22 protein-coding genes and 1 tRNA gene are annotated in these 19968 nt (G+C 64.4%); 17 read left to right on the forward strand and 6 right to left on the reverse strand.

Annotated elements, in window-relative coordinates; genetic code table 11:
* Window positions 1–11: 11 nt before the first annotated feature.
* The 4 genes from H4O11_RS01660 to H4O11_RS01675 are packed head-to-tail and all read left to right on the forward strand — an operon-like array spanning window position 12 to window position 4393.
* Entirely contained in the window at window positions 12–419 is a 408-nt protein-coding gene (locus tag H4O11_RS01660; protein ID WP_182337701.1) for a hypothetical protein, read from the forward strand.
* Window positions 416–1069: a hypothetical protein gene (locus tag H4O11_RS01665; protein WP_182337702.1), complete on the forward strand. Its 654-nt coding sequence runs from the start codon at window positions 416–418 to the stop codon at window positions 1067–1069. Before H4O11_RS01660 ends, H4O11_RS01665 begins: the two co-directional genes overlap by 4 nt.
* A 1-nt stretch (window position 1070) precedes the next feature.
* A complete protein-coding gene (locus H4O11_RS01670; RefSeq protein ID WP_182337703.1) occupies window positions 1071–2258 on the forward strand; it encodes a hypothetical protein in 1188 nt (395 codons plus the stop codon).
* Window positions 2258–4393 (forward strand): hypothetical protein, encoded by a 2136-nt coding sequence (locus tag H4O11_RS01675; protein ID WP_182337704.1) that lies wholly within the window; start codon window positions 2258–2260, stop codon window positions 4391–4393. Before H4O11_RS01670 ends, H4O11_RS01675 begins: the two co-directional genes overlap by 1 nt.
* A gap of 195 nt (window positions 4394–4588) precedes the next feature.
* On the opposite strand, the gene H4O11_RS01680 is transcribed toward H4O11_RS01675, so the two are convergent.
* Both H4O11_RS01680 and H4O11_RS01685 read right to left on the reverse strand, forming a co-directional pair.
* On the reverse strand, window positions 4589–5137 hold the full coding sequence (locus H4O11_RS01680) for an SHOCT domain-containing protein (RefSeq protein ID WP_182337705.1): 549 nt from the start codon (window positions 5135–5137) through the stop codon (window positions 4589–4591).
* A gap of 107 nt (window positions 5138–5244) precedes the next feature.
* A complete protein-coding gene (locus H4O11_RS01685; protein WP_182337706.1) occupies window positions 5245–5733 on the reverse strand; it encodes a hypothetical protein in 489 nt (162 codons plus the stop codon).
* A gap of 132 nt (window positions 5734–5865) precedes the next feature.
* On the opposite strand from H4O11_RS01685, the gene H4O11_RS01690 reads away from it, so the two are divergent.
* The 10 genes from H4O11_RS01690 to H4O11_RS01735 all read left to right on the forward strand — a co-directional run bounded on the left by H4O11_RS01690 (window position 5866) and on the right by H4O11_RS01735 (window position 12797).
* Window positions 5866–6357 (forward strand): glycoside hydrolase family 24 protein, encoded by a 492-nt coding sequence (locus H4O11_RS01690; RefSeq protein ID WP_425505986.1) that lies wholly within the window; start codon window positions 5866–5868, stop codon window positions 6355–6357.
* On the forward strand, window positions 6354–6671 hold the full coding sequence (locus H4O11_RS01695) for a hypothetical protein (protein WP_246333209.1): 318 nt from the start codon (window positions 6354–6356) through the stop codon (window positions 6669–6671). The genes H4O11_RS01690 and H4O11_RS01695 overlap by 4 nt, the downstream gene beginning before the upstream one ends.
* A complete protein-coding gene (locus H4O11_RS01700; protein ID WP_182337708.1) occupies window positions 6668–6910 on the forward strand; it encodes a hypothetical protein in 243 nt (80 codons plus the stop codon). Before H4O11_RS01695 ends, H4O11_RS01700 begins: the two co-directional genes overlap by 4 nt.
* The gene (locus tag H4O11_RS01705; RefSeq protein WP_182337709.1) at window positions 6897–7331 is read left to right on the forward strand and encodes a hypothetical protein; all 435 of its coding nucleotides are present in this window, start codon (window positions 6897–6899) and stop codon (window positions 7329–7331) included. Before H4O11_RS01700 ends, H4O11_RS01705 begins: the two co-directional genes overlap by 14 nt.
* Window positions 7307–7579: an Rz1-like lysis system protein LysC gene (gene lysC / locus H4O11_RS01710; protein ID WP_182337710.1), complete on the forward strand. Its 273-nt coding sequence runs from the start codon at window positions 7307–7309 to the stop codon at window positions 7577–7579. Before H4O11_RS01705 ends, lysC begins: the two co-directional genes overlap by 25 nt.
* A complete protein-coding gene (locus tag H4O11_RS01715; RefSeq protein WP_182337711.1) occupies window positions 7576–8376 on the forward strand; it encodes a hypothetical protein in 801 nt (266 codons plus the stop codon). The genes lysC and H4O11_RS01715 overlap by 4 nt, the downstream gene beginning before the upstream one ends.
* 7 nt (window positions 8377–8383) lie before the next feature.
* A complete protein-coding gene (locus H4O11_RS01720) occupies window positions 8384–10282 on the forward strand; it encodes an SGNH/GDSL hydrolase family protein (protein WP_182337712.1) in 1899 nt (632 codons plus the stop codon).
* Between the two features lie 5 nt (window positions 10283–10287).
* A complete protein-coding gene (locus H4O11_RS01725; protein WP_182337713.1) occupies window positions 10288–11094 on the forward strand; it encodes a hypothetical protein in 807 nt (268 codons plus the stop codon).
* An 81-nt stretch (window positions 11095–11175) separates the two neighbouring features.
* Complete coding sequence (locus H4O11_RS01730; RefSeq protein ID WP_182337714.1) at window positions 11176–12108, forward strand: SOS response-associated peptidase family protein; 933 nt, start codon at window positions 11176–11178, stop codon at window positions 12106–12108.
* Window positions 12109–12494: 386 nt separating this feature from the next.
* Window positions 12495–12797: a hypothetical protein gene (locus H4O11_RS01735; RefSeq protein ID WP_182337715.1), complete on the forward strand. Its 303-nt coding sequence runs from the start codon at window positions 12495–12497 to the stop codon at window positions 12795–12797.
* A 74-nt stretch (window positions 12798–12871) separates the two neighbouring features.
* Here the strand turns inward: H4O11_RS01735 and H4O11_RS01740 are convergent.
* Window positions 12872–12958, reverse strand: a tRNA-Leu gene (locus H4O11_RS01740).
* 114 nt (window positions 12959–13072) lie between these two features.
* Here H4O11_RS01740 and H4O11_RS01745 point away from each other — a divergent pair.
* The 3 genes from H4O11_RS01745 to H4O11_RS01755 all read left to right on the forward strand — a co-directional run bounded on the left by H4O11_RS01745 (window position 13073) and on the right by H4O11_RS01755 (window position 16639).
* Window positions 13073–13519 (forward strand): BLUF domain-containing protein, encoded by a 447-nt coding sequence (locus H4O11_RS01745; RefSeq protein ID WP_182337716.1) that lies wholly within the window; start codon window positions 13073–13075, stop codon window positions 13517–13519.
* Window positions 13520–13663: 144 nt separating this feature from the next.
* Complete coding sequence (locus tag H4O11_RS01750) at window positions 13664–14950, forward strand: nucleotide sugar dehydrogenase (protein WP_182337717.1); 1287 nt, start codon at window positions 13664–13666, stop codon at window positions 14948–14950.
* Window positions 14951–15016: 66 nt separating this feature from the next.
* Window positions 15017–16639, forward strand: a complete 1623-nt coding sequence (locus H4O11_RS01755) for an FMN-binding glutamate synthase family protein (protein ID WP_182337718.1) — start codon at window positions 15017–15019, stop codon at window positions 16637–16639.
* 21 nt (window positions 16640–16660) lie between these two features.
* On the opposite strand, the gene H4O11_RS01760 is transcribed toward H4O11_RS01755, so the two are convergent.
* The 3 genes from H4O11_RS01760 to H4O11_RS01770 all read right to left on the reverse strand — a co-directional run bounded on the left by H4O11_RS01760 (window position 16661) and on the right by H4O11_RS01770 (window position 19633).
* Window positions 16661–17908 carry a TIGR03862 family flavoprotein gene (locus H4O11_RS01760; RefSeq protein ID WP_182337719.1) on the reverse strand — a complete coding sequence of 416 codons (1248 nt, stop codon included), beginning with the start codon at window positions 17906–17908 and terminating at the stop codon, window positions 16661–16663.
* Window positions 17892–18323, reverse strand: a complete 432-nt coding sequence (locus H4O11_RS01765; RefSeq protein WP_182337720.1) for an FKBP-type peptidyl-prolyl cis-trans isomerase — start codon at window positions 18321–18323, stop codon at window positions 17892–17894. The genes H4O11_RS01760 and H4O11_RS01765 overlap by 17 nt, the downstream gene beginning before the upstream one ends.
* An 80-nt stretch (window positions 18324–18403) precedes the next feature.
* Complete coding sequence (locus tag H4O11_RS01770; protein ID WP_182337721.1) at window positions 18404–19633, reverse strand: YcaO-like family protein; 1230 nt, start codon at window positions 19631–19633, stop codon at window positions 18404–18406.
* Window positions 19634–19968: the final 335 nt, after the last annotated feature.

Genomic DNA, 19968 nt, shown 5'->3' on the forward strand with positions numbered 1-19968 from the left:
TTCTGGATGCAATGACTTCGCTGGTCAGCCAGCCCAGCCTGTCGGATATCCTGCGGCTGCAGGAACTGTGCGAACAGATGCCGCAGGCTGAAATGCCTGTGGAACACGTCTTCCTGCCCGGTCAGTACCTGCGCAAGATGAGTATGCCGGCGCATTCCCTGGTCGTCGGGAAGCGGCACCGGTACCGGCACGCCCTGATCGTCACCGGCCACGTGACCGTCCGCACCGCCGATGGAATGCACGAGCTGCAGGGCACCCACATCATCGACTCGCCTGCAGGGATGAAGCGCGCGATCTACGCGCATTCCCCAAGCGAGTTGGTAACCGTCCACCTTACGGACGAGACCGACCTGGACCGCATCGAGGCGCTGGTGATCATGCCCGACGATGAGCCGCTTGCCTTGGAGAATCAGCCATGACGTGGGTCGCCACAGCTATCACCCTGATAGGAGCTGCTACCCAGCAGTACACCCAGCACAAGGCCAATAGCGCCCGTGATGACCGCTTGGCGCAGCAGATCCGCACCCAGTCAGCTAATCAGGACCGGGCCAATGCAGCAGTAAACGATCTGCTCACACAGCGGGCCACCGACGACGGAGCCGTACAGCGCGACGCAACGGAGCGCAGTTTCCTCGACCAGGCACAGGCGGCCCAGCTGGCAGCCGGCAGTGGTCTACGGCAGCCTGGTGCTGTCAGCGACGCATACCGCACTGCAGCCAACGATGCTGCGTTGGGGATCGGAGACTACAGCCGGAACGCTGCCAGTCTGATGGCGCGGATGGACGCGCCGCGACAGCAGCGGCGGCGCGAGAGCCTGCAGAGTGGCAACCTCGCAACCCAGCTGGGGCTGATCGGACGGCAATCGCAGAGCGACGACTACCTCTCCAATCTCCAGCTGCAATCTGTTCAGGCTGATCCGTGGCTCAGCGCGGCCGGTATGGTCGCGCAGGGCGTTGGCCGCGGAGTGGCTGGCCGTGCAGGAAGCGCAGCGAGCACTGCGGGCACGGCCAGCGGCTTCGGAAGCGAAGCCAGTAATTGGTACACCAATCCGAAACTTTGGGGGCGTTGACATGGCAACGAATGGTTGGGCCTCCTTGGGTGAGGCATTCGCTGGCGGCGGCGCACGCCGCGAACAGGCATACCAGCAGGGTCAGTCCCGTGCTGCACAGCTCGCTACCCTGCTTGCAGGGGCGCAGATCAAGCGCAGCGAGGCGATGGCGCGTGACCAACTGCCGTCGAGCATTGGCGGTGTGGTCGCTGATCCGGGGCAGGCCAACCTACTCACAAACGCACTGCTTGCCGGTATCAATCCGACGCAAATCAGCGGCTACCAGGGCGACGTGCAGGAACAGGGCTTCCGGCAATCGGCGGTGGAAGCGCCGAACTGGAACGAGGCCAACCGCTACCTGCGGGGCGTGGCGTCCGGTCCACAACAGCTCGCGACAGTTCAGGGCCAGAACCTGATCAACAACCAGTTCCTGGAGGGTGGCGGGGGCATCTCGACCACCGACCAGGGAAGGGCCAGCATCGGCGCAGACCAAGCACGCTCTGCGGCGTCGTATGCCAGTGCGAACAGCTCCAATGTGACGGCAGACGCCACACGGGAGCGGCTCGGTATCGCGCGGGCGCAGTTCGACCTGCAGCGGCAGGGCCAGTGGAATCCTAGCGGTAAACAGGCAGGTGGCGCCGCGTCGCTGCCGATTGGCGCGCTGCGCGAGCTTCTCGGCACCGAGGAAGCCCTGGGAGGGACGCAGGTCCTGGCGGACATCATTGGGAAGACCGAGGCGCGGATGGCCGACGGTTCGCTCAGCGTCTCCCCATGGGCGGCGGCGGCGGGCGTTGCTCGCACGAAACTGGGCATCGCCAACGCCAACGACGTCAACCTGACCGAATGGGATGCTGATCGGACCAAGATCGTCAACGAGTCCCTGCGGCTCAACAACGGCGTGCAGACCGAAGGCGATGCCCAGCGCGCTGCCAACGAGCTGATGAGCGCCAACGATGAGCAGACCGTGCGCCGCGCGCTGCGGCGTCTTTCGGAAATCAACGCCCGTGCGGTGGAGCTCCAGCAGCGCAAGGCTGGCTTGGTAAATGCGAACTATGGCCGCGAGTACACGGCGGGCGGCCAGCTGCTGGGCACTCCTGCCGCAGCGCAGCGCCCAGTACCAGCTTCTGCCGCAGCTGCATTTGGTGCCGGCTCCCAGCCCGCGGCACCGGTTCGCCGGCGCTTCAATCCGGCCACCGGGAGGATCGAATAATGCCCATCGAGGTGGATCTGCCCGACGGCAGCATTGCCGAGTTTCCGGATGGCATGCCGGACGCGGAAATCAATGCGGTTCTGCAGCGCCAGTTCGGGGGCGGTCAAGCCCCGGTAACGGATATGCCAGCCGTCCAGGCACTGCCGCCTGATTTCTCCGGCGTCACCGCTTCAGTAGACAGCACCGCCAGCGACAGGCAGGCGGACGGCTGGAAGGCTGGCATCGGCCGTGACCTGGCCTTCGGCGCTCGATCAGCGCTGCAAGGCGCTGGCAGCCTGCTGGGTGCATTCGGCGGTGATGCGCTTGGCGCACTGGAAACGAATGTCACCGGCCGGCCGGTCTCCAGCTTCCGTGACAACGCCGCGCGACTGGCGGATGTGCTTGGCCTGCCGCAGGCGCAGACAGCGGGAGACCGCGTGCTGGGTGATATTGGCGAAGCGCTGACTGGCACCGCGTTGTCGCTGGGCGGCGGCGCAGCGCTGAGCGGCGGCCGTGCAGCAGCACCGACGATTGCCAATGCTGCGCCTGCGCCAACAGCAGTTCCCGGCATAGCAGAGCGCGCTGGCGAGTTCCTGACGGCTCAGCCGTTGCTGCAGGTGTTGAGCACTATCGGCAGCGCGGGCGCGGCCGGCACCGCGCGGGAAAATGGCGCGGGCGGTGGCGGTCAGCTTGCAGCGGCGCTTGCTGGCGGTATTGGGCCGGCGGCCCTGGCCCAAGGCGGTGCGGCCGCCCTGCGCGGCGCTGTGCGTGGCCGGTCCGGAGATGCCATGCGCAACACCATCGCCGATTTTGAGGCGCTGGGCACGACGCCTTCCGTGGGCCAGGCGTCAGGAAACTCCAACCTGGTTGGCGTGGAGAACCTACTGGCCGGCGCACCGACCAGCTCTGGAGTGATGCAGCGCTTCGCACAGGGGCAGGGCGACGACATTGCACAGAACCTTGCTGGTCGTTCGCGCGCGCTGGCGCCCGATCCTACTCGGCAGAACGCTGGCACCGCGATCGAGAGTGGTGTCGCCTCCTTCAAGGGGGACGTTACTGCACGCCGCCGCGCGCTCTACGATGCCGTGGACCAGCTCGTACAATCGGATGCACCCGTGCGGCTGGACCGCACCAGAGCCGAATTGACGCGGCTTACCACGCCTGACCCAGGTGCCCCGTCATCTTCCGGCTCGCTTATTCCCGACGAGGTGAATCAGCTTGCCCGCAATATCGCTGCGGACCTCGGCGAAACTGGCGACTCGCTGCCGTACCAGACCTTCAAGGATCTGCGCTCGAACCTGGGCAACGGGCTCTTCGACTTCTCACTGACACCGGACAAAGCCACCACCCAGCTGCGTGGCGTCTACCGCGCGATGGGCGACGATATCGAGGCAGCTGTTGCTGCACAGGGAGGCCAGGCACCTGCGGCGCTCGCGCGCGCCAACGCCTATTTCAAGTCGACGCAAGAACAGCTGAAGCAGTTGGAGCGCGTGGTCAATAAGAACGGCGGTCCGGAAAAGGTATACAACGCGGTCATGGCCGGCGCGGGCGAGGGCGGCACCACGCTGAAGCGCGTCATGGAGGCGCTGCCTGACGACGGCAAGAAGTCGCTGACTGCCGCTGTACTCAATCGAATGGGGCGCCCGACGCCTGGCCAAGCCGGTCTGCCTGCTGAGCAGTTCAGCCCCGGCACCTTCATGACCAACTGGAGCAAGCTGTCCAATGAGGCGCGCGCGGAGCTGTTCGGCCACTACGGCCCTGGCTTTGCCAAGGACATGGACCAGATCGCCCGCGTGGCCGACAACATCAAAAGCGGGGCATCGTTCTTCGCCAATCCGAGTGGCACCGCGAACAGGGCGGCCGCATATACCTACGGGGCGGCGCTGGTGGCGTCCATGATGGATGTGACTGGAACTACCACGTCGCAGCTGCTCGGGGCAGGGCTTGCCGCAAACGGCGGCGCTCGTCTGCTGACCAGTCCGCGTTTCGTCAAATGGCTTGCCAGGGCGACAACTGCGCCGAAGGGGTCGGTGGCCGGAAGCTTGAGCTCGCTTCGAAATATCGCAACGAGCTCGAACGACGGTGAGTTAGAAGATATTGCGGAGCAGCTGAGGAAGGCCCAGCAGGAAGCCGATGGCGCTGACAACGAAGACTAGAACGCAGCCAACAAACGCCACAGCCAGCCAGCCGCCGTGGCGCGACCCCCGCTCGTGCTTCCGCTCCCAGTCTTTCCGCTGGATCTCGCCCCAGGCCCTGTCGGGGTGAAACTCCCCGGTTCCTTTGAATCGGTCTTCGGTCATCTTCAGTCCCTCTCAATGTCGTGATGGTAGTCCGCCATAAGGCGGACCGCCTCAATGGGAAGAAGAGTCGCCGAGGATCTTTGCCTTTTCGGCGTCAAACTCGGCTTGGTTCAGTGCCCCACTCTCCAAAAGACCTTTTAAACGCTCGATCTGGCTGTACTTGTCGACGGTATCGCCTGGATGGGCCTTCTGCTTCGCCGCGATAGCAAGACCAGGAAGCTTGTTGTCGATATCGGCATCGTAGTTGGAAATAATCGCATTGGCTGCGCGAATGGAGGCGTTTCTTCCTGAGTTCTTGCGCATGTCGTTGTACACGGCTGAGTAGAAAACTCGCCGATCTTCCGCGCATGCCCCCTTCGCTGCTGCGGCCATGGCAAAAGCATTCTGTCCGGTCGGAGCATATTCACGCAGCCTCGCCTCCAAGCAGCTCGTGTAAGCCCGATTGGCCTGGGTGCCATCGAGGTTGGTGGAAACCATATCGACAGCTTCCCGATCCCGGCTACCCAGTGCTTCCCCCAGCTTTGACCAGCCAGACTCCTGTGCGTGAACAGTTACCGAGCAAAGAGTCAGGGACGAGACAAACATCAATTTCAGGCGCATAGGTCCTCCTTGACCCGGCCAATCCGGGCCCGTCGGCATCCTACCACCGTCGAACGGCCGGCCCCGCAGAGGAGCGCACCGGCCATCATGGACGACCGGCGCCTTACTCACTCTCCTACTTTGAAGATAGATTCTTCGCCAATCTGAACACCATCTTTCATCAGCCAGACCTCAAACTCATCGACGTAGTAAGAAGGGTAGCTCTCATGGTAATCACGCGCGATTGCCGGTGCTCCATTCAAGTTGAATCCGTACTTGTGCTCAGGCGCACTGGATATATGCCCCCACAACTCCGGGGCGTCATCCCAGAACAGAAGATTCAATGCCTTCCTTCGATCTTCGCCAACAAGCCTGCTGGTGAGATCGCCAACCCTGAAATCGGCCGAATACTCCTCGCTGATTACAAGCCCGGGAATGTCAGGCGCCAAGGTAATTGAGCCAGCTTTATCGCCAGTCAGGTAAAGGATATTTTCGCGATCCCCATTGGGTGTTTCGAACCACGTCCGAAGAGCCCAGCCTCCTTCAACGAATACCAACGACCCACGCGGAGCCAATCCGACCGGTTTCCTAATAAAAGCGTGCACTGAGGCGTTCATCACCATCTCCTTGGTTGGAAGCAGCACTATTGCCTAGCTAGCACCAACAGACCAGTCAGGGAACTCCTACGCGTCCATTGATCCCCCCCGCCTGACAGGCAACGTAGCCCCATCTACTCAGTGGGGGCCGCAGTGGCGACAATCTCAGCACAGGAAGCCAGTGGTCAGAACGTTGTCGCGTTTCTGGACATGCTGGCTTGGTCCGAGGGGACCGACAACGGCCGCCAGGCCACCATGAACCACGGCTACGACGTGTTGGTGGGCGGGGCGCTCTTCACCGACCTGAGCCGACACCCGAACAAGCTGGTACGCCTGAACCCCAAGCTGGCATCGACAGCAGCGGGCCGTTACCAATTCCTGTCCCGGACGTGGACCGCCCTGCAGCGGATGCTGGGGCTGAAGGATTTCAGCCCGCTGAGCCAGGACAAGGGCTGCATCGAGCTGATCCGTGGGCGCAAGGCCTTGGCCGCGGTGAAGGACGGGCAGTTCGACCGCGCGGTGGCCCTGTGCGCAAAGGAGTGGGCCAGCCTGCCCGGTGCCAACTACGGGCAGCATGAGCAGAGCTTGGAGAAGCTTCGGCTGGTCTACAAGAAGGCTGGCGGCACGTTGGGCAGGGGCGAATGAGCATGGAAGCCCAGTCGAGCCACGACGGCAGCACTCGTATCTCGTTCGGGCCCTTCGCGAAGGTGATCTTCACGGCCTTCACCAGTTTGGTGGCAGCTGGTGGCGTGTGGCTGGTCAGCTCTATGCAGGAGGTGCTGACCCAGCAGCAGGTGACCAACCAGCAGATGACCACGGTGCAGCAGCAGTTACAGACCTTCAACACACAGTTGGCCGACGTGCCGGCGCTGAAGCTGGAGCTGGCCAAGCAGTCCATCAAGGTCGAGCAGCACGACCAGGAGCTGAAGGAGCTGCGCCAGCTCAGGGGGCTGCGATGAGCGCTCGGTTCAACTGGCGCGGCGTGGCGGGGCGCGCAAGCACTTGGCTGGCCATCCTGTCGGCCTCTGCAACCGCTGGCCTTGGCGCCTACGCCCTGATGCCGGAGCGCGCGCAGAACGTGTTCCCCGAGTGGATGCTGATCACCATGGGGGCCTTGGCGGTCGGTTCGGCGTTTCTGGTCCCGGTGGCCACCAGCTTCAAGCAGAAGGCAAAGAGGGGCATCCATGCAGATCCCTGATCCCATCGCTCCGTATGTGGGCCTGATCCGCGTGGCCCTGTGGTGCCTGCTTGCTGGCGGCCTGTTCGTCACCGGCTGCAACCATGGCGAGGACACTCAGGCTGCCAAGAGCCAGAAGGCCATCAACAAGGCTGAGGGGCAGCGCGATGCTGCGCTTGCCGCTGCTGCCGAGAACCTGCGCGCAGCGAACGCCTGCGGCTTGCTGCTGGAGGACGTGAACCGGCATACCCAGGCGGCGATAGACGAAGCGGCTCGCCAGAAGGCGGCAGCCAACGCAGCTGCTGACCGCGCCCAGGCGGCAGCGGTGGAGAGTCAGCGCCGGGCCAGTGCCGCCGAGAAAGCCCTGCAGGCTGCCAAGTCCCAGCCGCTCTGCCGCTCTCAATTGGAGGTGTCGCTGTGCGATTCCATTCCGCTGCTCTGATCCTGCTGCTGGCTGGCTGCTCCCATCAACCCGAACTAGCCAAGCTTCCGCAGGCCGTCTACATCACCGTGGAGAAGCTGGTTCCATTGGATGACCGGCTGACGCAGCCCTGTGTCACCACCCGCGCCACCAGCCGCACCGTAGAGGCCGTGGTGACCGCCTACAACGCCAACCTGCTGGCCCTGCAGGACTGCAATTCCCGCATGGGCGAGATCCGGGCACTTGGCCGGGAGCGTTCCCAGCCATGAGCAAGGTCAAGCTGCAGGACTCGCTCGGTCGAGTCGTCAACATCGACGGCAGCGCCACCAAGGGCGCGACTGTGGGCGTGAATCTGTATGGCCCCGATGGCAAGACGCTCGTTCCTGCATCAGCCCTTGGCTTTGGCGCTGACCAATCAGCCCCGCGCGTCAGCTGGGACCAGATCGGCAACCTGCCGGGGAACATCAAGATTCTGGCTGGGATGACAGGGCTTGGGTTTCCGGTGCGCGTCGGCCCCAACGACTGGCGCCAACGCACCCTTCAGGCTGGTGGCGGGATTCGCGTTACCAACGGCAACGGTCGGGACGGCGACCCTGTTTTCACGCTGGCGAAGGTGGAGGATAGCGGCGACGGTCAGGATTTGGTCAAGGTGACCATCGATGCCTACGGCAGGGTGATCGCCACCGCTTCGGCCACCACCAGCGACCTTGTCGAAGGCAGCAATCTCTACTTCACCGATCCCCGGGCCGATGCACGCGTGGAAGCCGGCATCGCCAATCACGTCGCAGAGGCGGACCCGCACCCGCAGTACACGACCGAGTCCGAAGCCGCCGCCGCTGCCCCTGTGCAGTCCGTCGTGGGCAAGCAGGGTGACGTGACAGCCAGCCATATCGCCGGCGCGCTGGGCCTTGGCACTGCGGCCACGGCAGATGCCACTGACTTCATCGCCGCCGCCTCTCTGGCTGCCCTTCCTGACGCCGTCGATGACGCTGCAGCCGCCACTGCAGGCGTCGTTGTCGGCGGTATGTACCGCAACGGTTCCACCCTCTGCGTTCGCATCTCCTGAGGCCCCCATGACCACCAAGTTCCCTGAAGCACTCGATACCTTCGACAACCCCAGCCCTGATTCCAGCCAGGCAGCCGTGAGGACGCATTCTGCGCAGCACAGCGACGCCAATGACGCGCTGGAGGCGCTGCAGGCGAAGGTTGGCGTTGACCTTTCGGAAGATCCGGAGTCGCTGGACTTTAAGTTGGGGGCGCTGGAAAACCTGACTGATGGCCTTGGCAGCGCTGCATTCCAGCCGGTCGCCTCGTTTGCATCTTCGGCGCAGGGGTTACGAGCCGACTCGGCAGTTCAGCCGGCCATCTTGCAGGCTGCCGCTGATGAGCTACAGGGTCAGATTGACAGTTTGGTAGATGGTCAGCAGACCAGCGCCATCTACGCCGACACGCTGGAAGACCTGCAGGCTGTCGTCGGGACGTATGTGGGGCAGGGCGCGTTCGTAAATAATGGAGACGGCACCGGACAATACATCTGGGACGGCGCGGCGTGGCAGTTCTCGCGCGCCGACGTGCTGACGCAGAAGGCGGACCTGTCCGATCTGGATGACCGGGTTCCAAAGATCCCTGTAGCCGCGCAGCGCGTGCCGGTCCTGGTCGACGACGTGAGGAACGTGCCGGTATGGCTGCACGACGGCCTGCTGGACGCCAGCGGCATCGGTCCGGTGCTGGGCGACAGCATCCTGAACTCCATGATCGAAGAGGGGGTGTCTACCCAGAAGGTCCCCGTGGCGTCTTCGCTGGTTCCGGTGATGTGGGATTCGGCAGGGAACGTCCCTGCCTGGCTTGAAGATGGGCTCTTTGGCGTTTCCGGCCTCGCTCCTTCGACACTGGCGCTGATTCAAGCTGCGGTCCAGCGCCGCCAGTACGGCACGGCCTTCCAGACGCCACTGCACACCGACGGCAGGACGCTCTGGCGGTTCCGCTCGAAGATTGCCCGGCTTCGCACAGGCTCCAGCTTGCAGGCGAACGCAGCGGTCGTCGGCGACAGCTATGCGCAGCTCCCGCCCATCCCCCAGGCCTTTGCCGACGTGCTGCGGGAGAAGCACGGCGAGGGCAGCCAGGGCTGGATGACCGCTGGCGAACAGACGTGGATCGACGGCATCACCGCCACGTTCGTTGGTGCCTGGACGCTCTACGACGTGACGGGCACGGCGCCGACCATGGGGTGTGGGCCTGACGGGCAGGCCCGGTCCACGGTCGCCGACGGTGCACGCTGGGTGTTCAACGGCGTGGATGCCGAGCAGTTCCGGGTGCACTACGTGGATACCGCTGGCGCCTTTGAGGTCGGCTACTACGTGTCCGGTACGCCGACGTGGACGGCTGTTGTCGGCGGCGACACCGAAGAGCGTCGGTCGGTGACCATCGACGTGCCGGCAGGCGCCACGCAGATTGAGATACGACGCACCAGCGGTCTGGTCTACGTCCTCGGTTTCGAAGGGCTGTCGCCAAGCCGGGATGGCGTGACCTTCAATCCGTGCGGCAACTCGGGATCGGTGTCGGCCAACCTTATCCAGGCAAGCAGTGGCTACGACATCCTGCAGGCCATGGATGTCGACCTGATCTTCAACATCCTCGGCACCAATGACGCGGCCATCTACCTCAACAGCACCGAGTTCATCCAGAACCTTGACACCTGGATTACCGATGTCCGCACGCGCCTTCCGGGCGTCGGGATCGTATTGGTCGCACCGCCGCGCACCGGGAACACCAATCGCTCCGATCTGGTCATGTTCCGCAACGCGCTGTACGACCTGGCCATCGCACGTAGCTGCGAGTTCTTTTCCATCTACGACGAATGGGGCACCTACGCCGAAATGAATGCCTTGGGCATGTTCGCCGACGCCGTCCACCCCGGCCCAGCCGGTGCCCGCTACATCGCCGACCGCATCCTCCACACCTTGGGAATTTGACCAACATGGCTATCACTCGCGCACTCAGCCTCGGCAGCGTTGTCCTGCCCGGCGTCCATCCGAAGCTTGGCAGCTTCATGGAACTGGAGTTGCCTCATATGGACGGCGTCATAGGGATCTACGTTCTTGGGGGAAGTCTTGAATCCAGTGTGATCAATCGCGTGAATCCCACTGAAAGAGCCACGATCATTGGATCGCCCCAACTGGATCCCAGTGGCTTCGGCATCATCTGCAATTGGGCCAACTGCCTGGACATTGGCAAGCAGGCCACGCCCGACCGAACCTGGTATGCGATCAGCCGACCGAGGACGGCGGCTGATCCCGGTAACGCGGCGCTGGCCAACACCATCGTCAGCAATAAGAATTTCGTAGGCAGTCCATCGCGGCAGACAGGCGACCAGTTGTTCTGGCACCAGACCCCGGCGATCAACAACGTGGCGGAGAACGCCACTGCAGTGAATACCAACAGTGCCCCTGCATCAGGCTATGACGCTGACAAGTGGGCGGCTGCTGTGGGCTATGTCGATACGGTAGCGGGGGTTAACAGAGCCGGCTCTCGCCAAGGCGGCGGCCCCATGAGATGGAGCTTCACTCCTGGCGGGTTGACCATTCCGCGCGCAACGGACGGCAGTGGTCGGACGATCAGAGTCGGCGCGCTGGCAACCAACTCAGACGTTGGTGAACGCGGTGATGCGCACGTTGGAATTTTCATCAATGTCAACAGGACGCACAGCGAATCCATCATTGAAGATAACGTCAATTATGTAGGGAATGTTTGGCTGCCAACCGCGTTCAGCATCACCGACGTGTAAGACGGGGCGCCTGTGCTTCAGGCGCTCGATGCCCGCTGGTGCTTCACCCGTGGCTACGAGGCACATGGTGTAATCCGCACCATGTGCTATTCCGCCAAGATCAACGCCGAATACCAGAAGCTGGTCCGTCAGTACGGGGCGACCATGTCCCTGGAGGCATTCACCCAGCTTTACCTGATGGACGAGGGCAAGAAGCGTCCCAAGACGCCGAAAGCCCTGGACGAGGCGTTCCGCCACGGCACCTCGCCGGCAGAGCGGGCCATCGCTGCCTCAGTGGAGCAGTGGAACCGGGCTGAGATTCAGGTGCTGGAGCAGGAACTGTTCGCCCAGCGCCGGCGCCTGGTCGATGCTGAGCGGGCGCTGCAGGTGAAGCCCACGAAGAAGGCCGAGAACGAAAGGGGCGTCGCTGGCCGGAAGATCGAACGGGCACTGTCGAAGCTGACCAGCCTCAAGCGCACACAGCCCGGGGCAGGGGACAGCCGGATATTCCCCGGGTACTACGCCCCGGTGATCGTCTCTGAGGGTGGGCAGCGGGTCATCAAGCCCATGCGCTACCAGTGCCGGCTGGCGGGCAAGCCTGCCACCTACGACCAGCGTTACCCCGGAACCTACAACGCCCGCCGCGACAGCTTGGAGAAGTTCTGGGCCCCGGCCTTTGGATACACCCACGGCCTGATGGTGGTCGACACCTTCTACGAGAACGTGGAGGGGCCGGACGGAAAGAATCAGGTGGTGCAGTTCACGCCCCGGACCGGTGAGCCGATGCTGGTGGCCTGCTTGTGGTCGCACTGGGTGGACCCAGCGGGGCAGGAGCCCGACCTACTGTCCTTCGCCGCCATCACCGATGACCCGGAGCCGGAGGTGGCTGCTGCCGGCCATGACCGGACCATCATCAACATCAAGCCCGAGCACGTGGACGCCTGGCTCAACCCGGATCCGGCCGACCTGACCGGCCTGTACCGGATCTTCGACGACAAGCGGCACCCGTTCTACGAGCACCAGATCGCGGCCTGAGAGTTTCAGGTCAGCAGGGAAGCGAGTGGTAGCCTGAAAGGCTCTCTCTGCACATTGCCTGTCGGTTGCTGCAGGCGGGGCAGGTGAGTACGGCACCCCCGTCCAGGTCGATGAGTCCATGGCGCTCGGTTGCGGTGAACTGCCGGTGGCATCTCATGCACCGGCATGCAATGCGGGTGACCTGGAGCAGGGTGCCTGCGGAAAGCATGACGCTCTCCATACCGTGAATTTCGAACTGGCCAGTGTGGGGCATGTCGATTCCTTCGGTAGCGTGCAGGGGGATGCACCTATCCATCATGCCCCTGAATCAGGACCGGTGGTAGAGACGTTCGTCGCATTCAGGCACGTATCGGCCCCTGAGACTGGGCGGGGCTATCCTCCCCGGCATGACCACGCCGCTGCCCGAAGGATTCGAGATCAAGCCCTACCTGGGCGGCCCGGCGTTGTTCCTCGATGGCAGCGTGGTGGTCCTGGCGGCCGAGCTGGACAATGGCAACGCTCGCCTCGACATGTGCGTGGGGACCATCCGGCAGCAGAGCCGGTTCATCACCGATGCGCGGAGGGCTGAGGGGTACATGGCCCGCTGGGCAGTGCTATGGGAAGCGGAGATCCGGGCGCTGTATTCGCAGAGGCCCGGGTTCGGGTGGTATCCCGGAGAGGTGCTAAACGGATCGAAAGGAGATCCATGACGACTCCGGCCACCTATGCACAAAAACTGCACAGCTGATTTCAGCTCGATGTGTTGATAAGCATGGAAAAGCCTTGGTGCCCGGAGCCGGAATCGAACCGGCATGGGGTTGCCCCCGGCGGATTTTAAGTCCGATGCGTCTACCAGTTTCGCCATCCGGGCCGCGGCGCATAGGGTGCACCACGGCGGCCGAATTTGGAATGGTGGCGACGCAGCGCCTACCCTGCATGGATGGGCCATGTCATATTCCAGCGTGTTCGAGGGGAGGGAGTAACCATGCCGTTGCGTGCGATTGCCTACGTCAGCCGTGCCCGCCCGGAGCTGCAGCCTGCGGAGTTGGACGCGTTGCTTGCCGATGCGACCGCCTTCAACCGCATGGCAGGGGTCACCGGTGTGTTGATGTTCGATGGCGAGCGCTTCCTGCAGTACCTGGAAGGCCCGGCTGATGGCCTGGAGTCGGTATTCGCACGCGTACTCAATGCACGTCGCCATGAAGGCGTGCAGCAGTTGGCGTCCGGGCCGCTGCCGGCGCGCTGGTTTCCCCGCTGGACCATGGCCAACCGCCGCATCGAAGCATCGTTGCTGTCGGACATCATCGACGCACCATGGCAGGGGTTCGAGGGCCCCAGCACCGCCTCCAGGCGGGGATTCGCGTTGCTTCTGCGCAACTGGCTGGGTGGGCATGGTGAGCTTGAACCGGCCGCGGTAAGCCTGGGCTCCTGATCCACTGGCGGCATGCCGGCCTGCTGCAGATCCATCCGTTGCGTGGTCAGCACGCGGCGGGGCGGTTAATCTTGTGCCCCATGGACCAGCAAACGGGTGCGCAATGAACATCTCCGACCGCATCACGCCGCAGGGGCAGCACGCATGACCGCAGGGGTTCCGGCCACGGCCTCTCCGCACCCGGCCATCATCGGGCTCGGTTATGTCGGCCTTCCGCTGGCGGTGGCGTTCGGTCGGCTGTTCCCCACGCTGGGCTTCGACATCGATGCACAGCGTGTCGCCGAACTGCGAGGCGGCCATGACCGGACGCTGGAAACGGAGGAGGCCGAGCTTGCCGGCGCTACTTTCCTGCACTGCACCTCGGACGCGGCCGAACTGGCCGACTGCAATATCTACATCGTCACCGTGCCGACGCCGATCGATGCCCACGAGCAACCCGACCTGGGCCCGCTGCGTGCGGCGAGCACGCTGGTGGCGGGCCTGCTGCAGCCGGGCGACCTGGTCGTCTATGAGTCCACCGTGTACCCGGGAACCACCGAAGAGGTGTGCATACCGTTGCTGGAAGCCGGCTCGGGGCTGCGCTTCAACGTCGATTTCCACTGCGGCTACAGCCCGGAACGGGTAAGCCCGGGAGATCGCCAGCGCCGCCTGGCCGACATCCGCAAGATCACCTCCGGTTCCACGCCGGAGGCGGCCGCGGCGGTGGACGGCCTGTACCGGCGGATCATCACTGCCGGTACCTTCCCGGCACCGTCGATGCGGGTGGCGGAGGCGGCAAAGGTGGTGGAGAACATCCAGCGCGACGTCAACATCGCCTTGGTCAACGAACTGGCACTGATCTTCGACAAGCTGGGCATCGACACCCAGGAAGTGCTAGAGGCGGCGGGCAGCAAGTGGAACTTCCTGCCGTTCCGGCCTGGCCTGGTGGGTGGACATTGCATCGGCGTGGATCCGTATTACCTGCTGCATAAATCCGAAAGCGTCGGCTACCACCCGGACCTGATCCACACGGCGCGCCAGGTCAACAACCGGGTCGGGACCCATGTCGCGGAGCGGGTGCTGGCGTTGCTGGCCGCGCGTGGCGGTGCGCCGGGGCAGTCGCGGGTACTGGTGCTGGGGGTGACCTTCAAGGAGGATTGCCCCGACCTGCGCAACAGCCGTGCGCTGGAGCTGGCGCAGCAACTGCGGGCAAGTGGTGCACAGGTGGACGTGCATGATCCCTGGGTCGGGCCGGCTGCACTGGCCGGACTGGACCTGCAATGGGTGGCCCAGCCGCGGCCGGGCGGTTATGACGCTGTGGTGCTGGCGGTGGCACATGCCCATTTCCGGGCGATGGACGCGCAGGCCATCGCATCGCTGCGCGCACCACGCGGCGTGGTGTACGACGTCAAGTCGGTCTGGCCGCGCGAACTGGTGGATGATCGCCTCTAGCGCTGTTGTCGGACCATTGCGGCGGCGGCGGTTAGACTCGCTGCATGTCCTGTAAAGAGGAAAGCCATGCACCGCTACCTGGCCTACGTGCTCGCCATCGTCCTGTTTCCGGTCTGCCTGTGGCTGGCCACCGTCTGGCCCGCCTGGTACTGGGGTGTCGGGTTGACCGCGGCGCTGGTGGTGCTGGGTAGCTGGGACCTGCTGCAACGGCGCAGCACGCTGCGGCGCAACTATCCGGTGCTGGCACATTTCCGCTATGGGATGGAATCGATCGGGCCGGAAATCCGCCAGTACTTCGTGCAGAGCGACCTGGAGGACGTGCCGTTTTCACGCCAGCAGCGGGCGTTGATCTACCAGCGCGCCAAGAACGAAATGGACGTGGTGCCGTTCGGCACCCTGCGCAGTACCTACGCCGTGGACTATGAGTGGATCAACCATTCGCTGGCGCCCACCAGCATCGGTCACGATGATTTCCGCGTACTGATCGGCCCCAACTGCGCCAAGCCGTATTCGGCCAGCGTGTTCAATATCTCGGCGATGAGCTTTGGTTCGCTGTCGGCCAACGCCATCCGTGCGCTCAACGAAGGCGCCCGTCGAGGTGGCTTCCATCACGACACCGGAGAAGGTTCGATCTCGCCGTATCACCGCGAAATGGGCGGTGACCTGGTGTGGGAAATCGGTTCGGGCTACTTCGGATGCCGTGACGAGCAAGGGGCGTTCAGCGAAGAGCGGTTCGTTGCCAATGCCACCCACGACCAGGTGAAGATGATCGAGATCAAGCTGTCGCAGGGGGCCAAGCCCGGGCACGGCGGGGTGCTGCCGGCAGCGAAGGTCAGTGCCGAGATTTCCGTCACGCGCGGGGTGCCGATGGGCGTGGATTGTGTTTCTCCTTCGCGCCATTCGGCCTTCTCCACGCCGGTGGAACTGCTGCGGTTCGTGGCGCGGCTGCGTGATCTTTCAGGCGGCAAGCCGGTGGGGTTCAAGCTGGCCATTGGCCATCCGTGGGAATGGTTCGGCATTGCCAAGGCGATGCAGGAAACCGGCCTGCTGCCGGACTTCATCGTGGTCGATGGCGCTGAAGGTGGGACGGGTGCGGCGCCGGCGGAGTTCATCGATCATGTCGGCGTGCCGATGCATGAGGCGCTGCTGCTGGTGCATAACACCCTGGTCGGGCTGGACCTGCGCGACCGTATCCGGCTGGGTGCGGCGGGCAAGATCACCACTGCCTTCGATATCGCCCGCATCATCGCGCTGGGCGCGGACTGGTGCAACGCGGGCCGTGGCTTCATGTTCGCGCTGGGGTGCATCCAGTCGCTCAGCTGCCATTCGGACAAATGCCCGACCGGCATCGCCACCCAGGACCCCGCGCGCTGGCGGCACCTGGACGCGGCCGACAAGGCCAGCCGCGTATACAACTACCATCGCCAGACGCTGCATGCATTGAAGGAACTGCTGTGTGCGGCCGGTCTCAATGATCCGGCCGAACTGGGCCCGGAGCACATCCTGCGTCGCGTATCGCCGGTGGAAATCCGCTCGCTGGCTTCGTTGTACCGCTACCTGGAGCCCGGAGAGCTGTTGCGCCAAGTGCCCGACCACGCGGTGTTCCACGATTACTGGCCCGATGCACGCAGCGATTCGTTCCAGCCGCCGCAGCGGATCCAGGCGCTGCGTGCGAGCAAATCGCGCTGAAGGGGCTTATCGCCGCAGGGTTTATCGCCGCAGCCATCCGATCACGCCGTCGGCTGCGCGCAGCGCGCTGGCATAGCAGGCGGTGAGCAGGTAGCCGCCGGTCGGCGCTTCCCAGTCGAGCATTTCACCGGCGCAGAAGACGCCTGGCAGTGCCTGCAGCATCAGGTTGTCGTCCATGGCCTCCAGCCGTACGCCGCCGGCCGTGCTGATGGCTTCGGCGATGGGCCGCGGGCGGCGCAAGCGCAGCGGCAGGCGCTTCAGCGTGGCCGCAACCCGTCCGATGTCTTGGCCGGCATCCTTGCCCAGCACTTCGAACAGCAGTGCCGTCTTCACCGTATCCAGCCCAGCCTGCCGGCGCAGGTGTTCGCCGAAGCTGCGGCCCTTGCGCGGCTGCGCCAGGTCGGCAAGCAGCCGTTCCAGGTCACGCCCGGGCACCAGGTCCAGCGACAGCGTTGCCTCACCGTCGCGGTTTATCGTTTCGCGCAGGTCTGCCGACAGCGCATAGACCATGCTGCCTTCGATGCCATATTCGCTGGTCACGCATTCACCTTGAAGCTGGCGTGGCTGACCCGACAGGTCTGTCCAGTGCGCTACCACCGCTTTCAGTGGCATGCCGGCATTGCGCTGCACGAACCATGGCGTCCATTCCACATCGAAACCGCAGTTGGCGGCCTGCAACGGGGCGGTATCCACGCCATGCGCCCGCAGCGGCGCCACCCAACTGCCGTCCGAACCCAACTGCGGCCAACTGCCGCCGCCGAGCGCCAGGACGGTTGCATCTGGCATCTCCTCGACCGTGGCATCGGGTGTGGCGAAACGCAGCGCACCGGTATTCCCCCAACCCAGCCAGCGGTGCTGGACGTGGAACTGCACGCCTTGTTCCTTCAGGCGTCGTACCCATCCACGCAGCAGTGGTGCGGCCTTGCGGTCTACCGGGAACACGCGACCGGAGCTGCCGACGTAGGTGTCCACGCCCAGCCCGGCTGCCCAGCCGCGCAGCGCGTCGGCATCGAAGCCGTCCAACCAGCGGCCGACGGTGGCGGATTGTTCGCGGTAGCGGTTGTCGAACAGTGGCCGCGGATCGGAGTGGGTAAGGTTCAGTCCGCCTTTGCCGGCGATCAGGAACTTGCGACCGGGCGAGCCCTTGGCTTCATACAGGTCCACGGCCAGGCCGGCAGCAACCAGCCGCTCGGCGGCGAACAACCCGGCTGGTCCGCCGCCGATGACGGCGACCCGGCGCGCTGGCGCAGGGTCAACGTGGCTGGACATCAAGCAGCTCGACGTCGAACACCAGCGAGGAGCCTGCCGGGATCGGGCCGACCTTGCGGTCGCCGTAACCCAGTGCCGGGGGAATCATCAGGGTGCGCTTGCCACCGACCTTCATGCCGGCCACGCCATCATCCCAGCCACGGATCACCTGTCCGCCACCGAGCTCGAACGAGAACGGCTGGCCGCGACCGACCGAGCTGTCGAAGGTCTTGCCATGCTTGCTCTCGGTACGCTCGTCGTAGATCCAGCCGGTGTAATGCACGGTCACCTTGCTGCCCGGCGTGGCTTCCGTACCGGTTCCAGTCTGTGTGTCGATCCGCTCGAACGAGGCGATGGTGCCGCCGGGTGGCGGGCCGGAAGGGGTGCAGCCGGCAGCAAGCAGGGACAGTGTCAGGGCGGCGAACAGGCGGCGCATGGGCAGCACTCCAGGGGCGAGGGGTGCAAAGGGTATCGCATCCCGGCCGCTTGCCCGCCAGTGGTGCGGCCAGCGTCAGCTCACGGCACCAGTGCCTGGCCACGCTGTCCGGGAACCACGACATTTCCGATCACCACCAGATGGAAGCGCTCGAACGTCGGCACCACAACGTTCACCAGTGCCGTGCCCAGTGCGGTCTGGTGGACAACGGCAAAGCCCGCCTGCAGCCCATGGGCGCCCAATACGGCTGCAATCTGGCGGACCTGGCTGTGCACGTCCCCAGCCGGCACCTCGGCGAGCGTGGCAGGAACCAGGAGCTGGGTGGCCAGGCGCTGTTCGACGTCCATCGCCAGGCAAGCCTGGAGACGGGGCCATGGCTGCAGCCGGGCCCACAGGTCGGGAGCCTCTTTGCGGGCATCCAGCAGGGCGTCGGCGTCGCAGCTGAGGCCGAGATGGGACTGCACCAGCTCGCTGAGCGCCCGTCGTGCGGCATGCGCCGGATTCAATGAGGCGCCGGCGCCATAGGGCCGGGTGTGTGGATACAGGCGATGGGAGACGGCCAGGCAGGTGGTGACGCCAGGCCCATTGGAAATGTCCAGCAGGGTGATGTCCGCATCGACGAGATGGGACACGCGACGATACAGATCCGCCGTATCGGCAGGCAGGCCATCGCAGGACACCACGTGGAGGGGGGCCTGCCGGGCATGGAAGAAGTGCCGGAGCAGGAACAGCGACATCGCATCGCGCTCGATGCACTCGTTCAGCGCGTGCAGCAACGCTTCGTCAACGCTTGCGCCAATGGCGGTGCCGCTGTTGCTGGCGTAGCGACGCAGGCCGGTGTAATCGAAGCTGTCATCACGCAGTGGGGCGTCCACGTAGTCGGGTGCTGACAATGCCAGTGGATAGTCGAAGTCGGGGCCATCATGGAGGTTTTCATAGCGTCGACAGGCGATCGTCTCTTCCACTTGGTCGGCAAGCAGCGCGCCGGGAAGGCAGGCAATGGCCTCGGGTGGCATCCGGGCAATGAGGTCATCGACCGCAAGTACGGTTGCCTGGTCGGCGGCATGACGTCTGGTCAGCAGGTGTTCCAATGCTTCATAGAGTGCGCCGGTTCGAGCTGCCTGCATCTCTCCTTTCCCCCAGCCGCCGGTCACCAGTTGTCCATGGGCGTCATGCAGTTCCGTCCAGGCGGCGCAGGGTCCGGTTCCCAGTGATTGGCATCGGGGCGTCAATCCCAGGGCGCCGATGTCCTGCAATGCTCTTCGTTCTGCCTCGGCCAGCGTGAACTCGCGTTCTTCGGGGAGCGTCATCTGCATTCACCATGTCGTGGAAGGAATGTCAGCCCTGTCACAACGGTAGGACTGGCGCGGTGGCAGGTACGTCGGGCTTGCAGGTTGGAAGGGGTAGGGGAATGCCGTTGTGTCGACGAGTGTCGAGTGCAGTGCCAATTCCGGCGCCGATGCAGGCTCCCGGCGCTGCGGCTTCGATCCCGGGGCGGGATCGCGGCCGCAGTGCCGGGCTGTCTTCCGATCAACCCAGCAGGGCCACTTCCTGTGCGTTGAGCTGCAGCTCATCGGCCATCGCAGCGCCGGAGATCAGGAATGGAATACCGAAGATACCCATGACACCCTCTTTCGTTTCTGCA

The organism is Stenotrophomonas tumulicola, from assembly GCF_014117215.1.
In the GTDB taxonomy this organism is placed as follows: Bacteria; Pseudomonadota; Gammaproteobacteria; order Xanthomonadales; family Xanthomonadaceae; genus Stenotrophomonas; species Stenotrophomonas tumulicola.

Excerpts from the sequence above, each read along its gene's own strand:
- H4O11_RS01680 (WP_182337705.1), bottom strand. The coding sequence starts at position 5,137 with ATGCGCCTGAAATTGATGTTTGTCTCGTCCCTGACTCTTTGCTCGGTA.
- H4O11_RS01760 (WP_182337719.1), bottom strand. The coding sequence starts at position 17,908 with ATGTCCAGCCACGTTGACCCTGCGCCAGCGCGCCGGGTCGCCGTCATC.
- H4O11_RS01675 (WP_182337704.1), top strand. The coding sequence starts at position 2,258 with ATGCCCATCGAGGTGGATCTGCCCGACGGCAGCATTGCCGAGTTTCCG.
- H4O11_RS01765 (WP_182337720.1), bottom strand. The coding sequence starts at position 18,323 with ATGCGCCGCCTGTTCGCCGCCCTGACACTGTCCCTGCTTGCTGCCGGC.
- H4O11_RS01730 (WP_182337714.1), top strand. The coding sequence starts at position 11,176 with ATGTGCTATTCCGCCAAGATCAACGCCGAATACCAGAAGCTGGTCCGT.
- H4O11_RS01670 (WP_182337703.1), top strand. The coding sequence starts at position 1,071 with ATGGCAACGAATGGTTGGGCCTCCTTGGGTGAGGCATTCGCTGGCGGC.
- H4O11_RS01750 (WP_182337717.1), top strand. The coding sequence starts at position 13,664 with ATGACCGCAGGGGTTCCGGCCACGGCCTCTCCGCACCCGGCCATCATC.
- H4O11_RS01695 (WP_246333209.1), top strand. The coding sequence starts at position 6,354 with ATGAGCATGGAAGCCCAGTCGAGCCACGACGGCAGCACTCGTATCTCG.
- H4O11_RS01660 (WP_182337701.1), top strand. The coding sequence starts at position 12 with ATGACTTCGCTGGTCAGCCAGCCCAGCCTGTCGGATATCCTGCGGCTG.
- H4O11_RS01770 (WP_182337721.1), bottom strand. The coding sequence starts at position 19,633 with ATGACGCTCCCCGAAGAACGCGAGTTCACGCTGGCCGAGGCAGAACGA.
- H4O11_RS01715 (WP_182337711.1), top strand. The coding sequence starts at position 7,576 with ATGAGCAAGGTCAAGCTGCAGGACTCGCTCGGTCGAGTCGTCAACATC.
- H4O11_RS01720 (WP_182337712.1), top strand. The coding sequence starts at position 8,384 with ATGACCACCAAGTTCCCTGAAGCACTCGATACCTTCGACAACCCCAGC.
- H4O11_RS01735 (WP_182337715.1), top strand. The coding sequence starts at position 12,495 with ATGACCACGCCGCTGCCCGAAGGATTCGAGATCAAGCCCTACCTGGGC.
- H4O11_RS01700 (WP_182337708.1), top strand. The coding sequence starts at position 6,668 with ATGAGCGCTCGGTTCAACTGGCGCGGCGTGGCGGGGCGCGCAAGCACT.
- H4O11_RS01745 (WP_182337716.1), top strand. The coding sequence starts at position 13,073 with ATGCCGTTGCGTGCGATTGCCTACGTCAGCCGTGCCCGCCCGGAGCTG.
- H4O11_RS01755 (WP_182337718.1), top strand. The coding sequence starts at position 15,017 with ATGCACCGCTACCTGGCCTACGTGCTCGCCATCGTCCTGTTTCCGGTC.
- H4O11_RS01705 (WP_182337709.1), top strand. The coding sequence starts at position 6,897 with ATGCAGATCCCTGATCCCATCGCTCCGTATGTGGGCCTGATCCGCGTG.
- H4O11_RS01665 (WP_182337702.1), top strand. The coding sequence starts at position 416 with ATGACGTGGGTCGCCACAGCTATCACCCTGATAGGAGCTGCTACCCAG.
- H4O11_RS01725 (WP_182337713.1), top strand. The coding sequence starts at position 10,288 with ATGGCTATCACTCGCGCACTCAGCCTCGGCAGCGTTGTCCTGCCCGGC.
- H4O11_RS01685 (WP_182337706.1), bottom strand. The coding sequence starts at position 5,733 with ATGAACGCCTCAGTGCACGCTTTTATTAGGAAACCGGTCGGATTGGCT.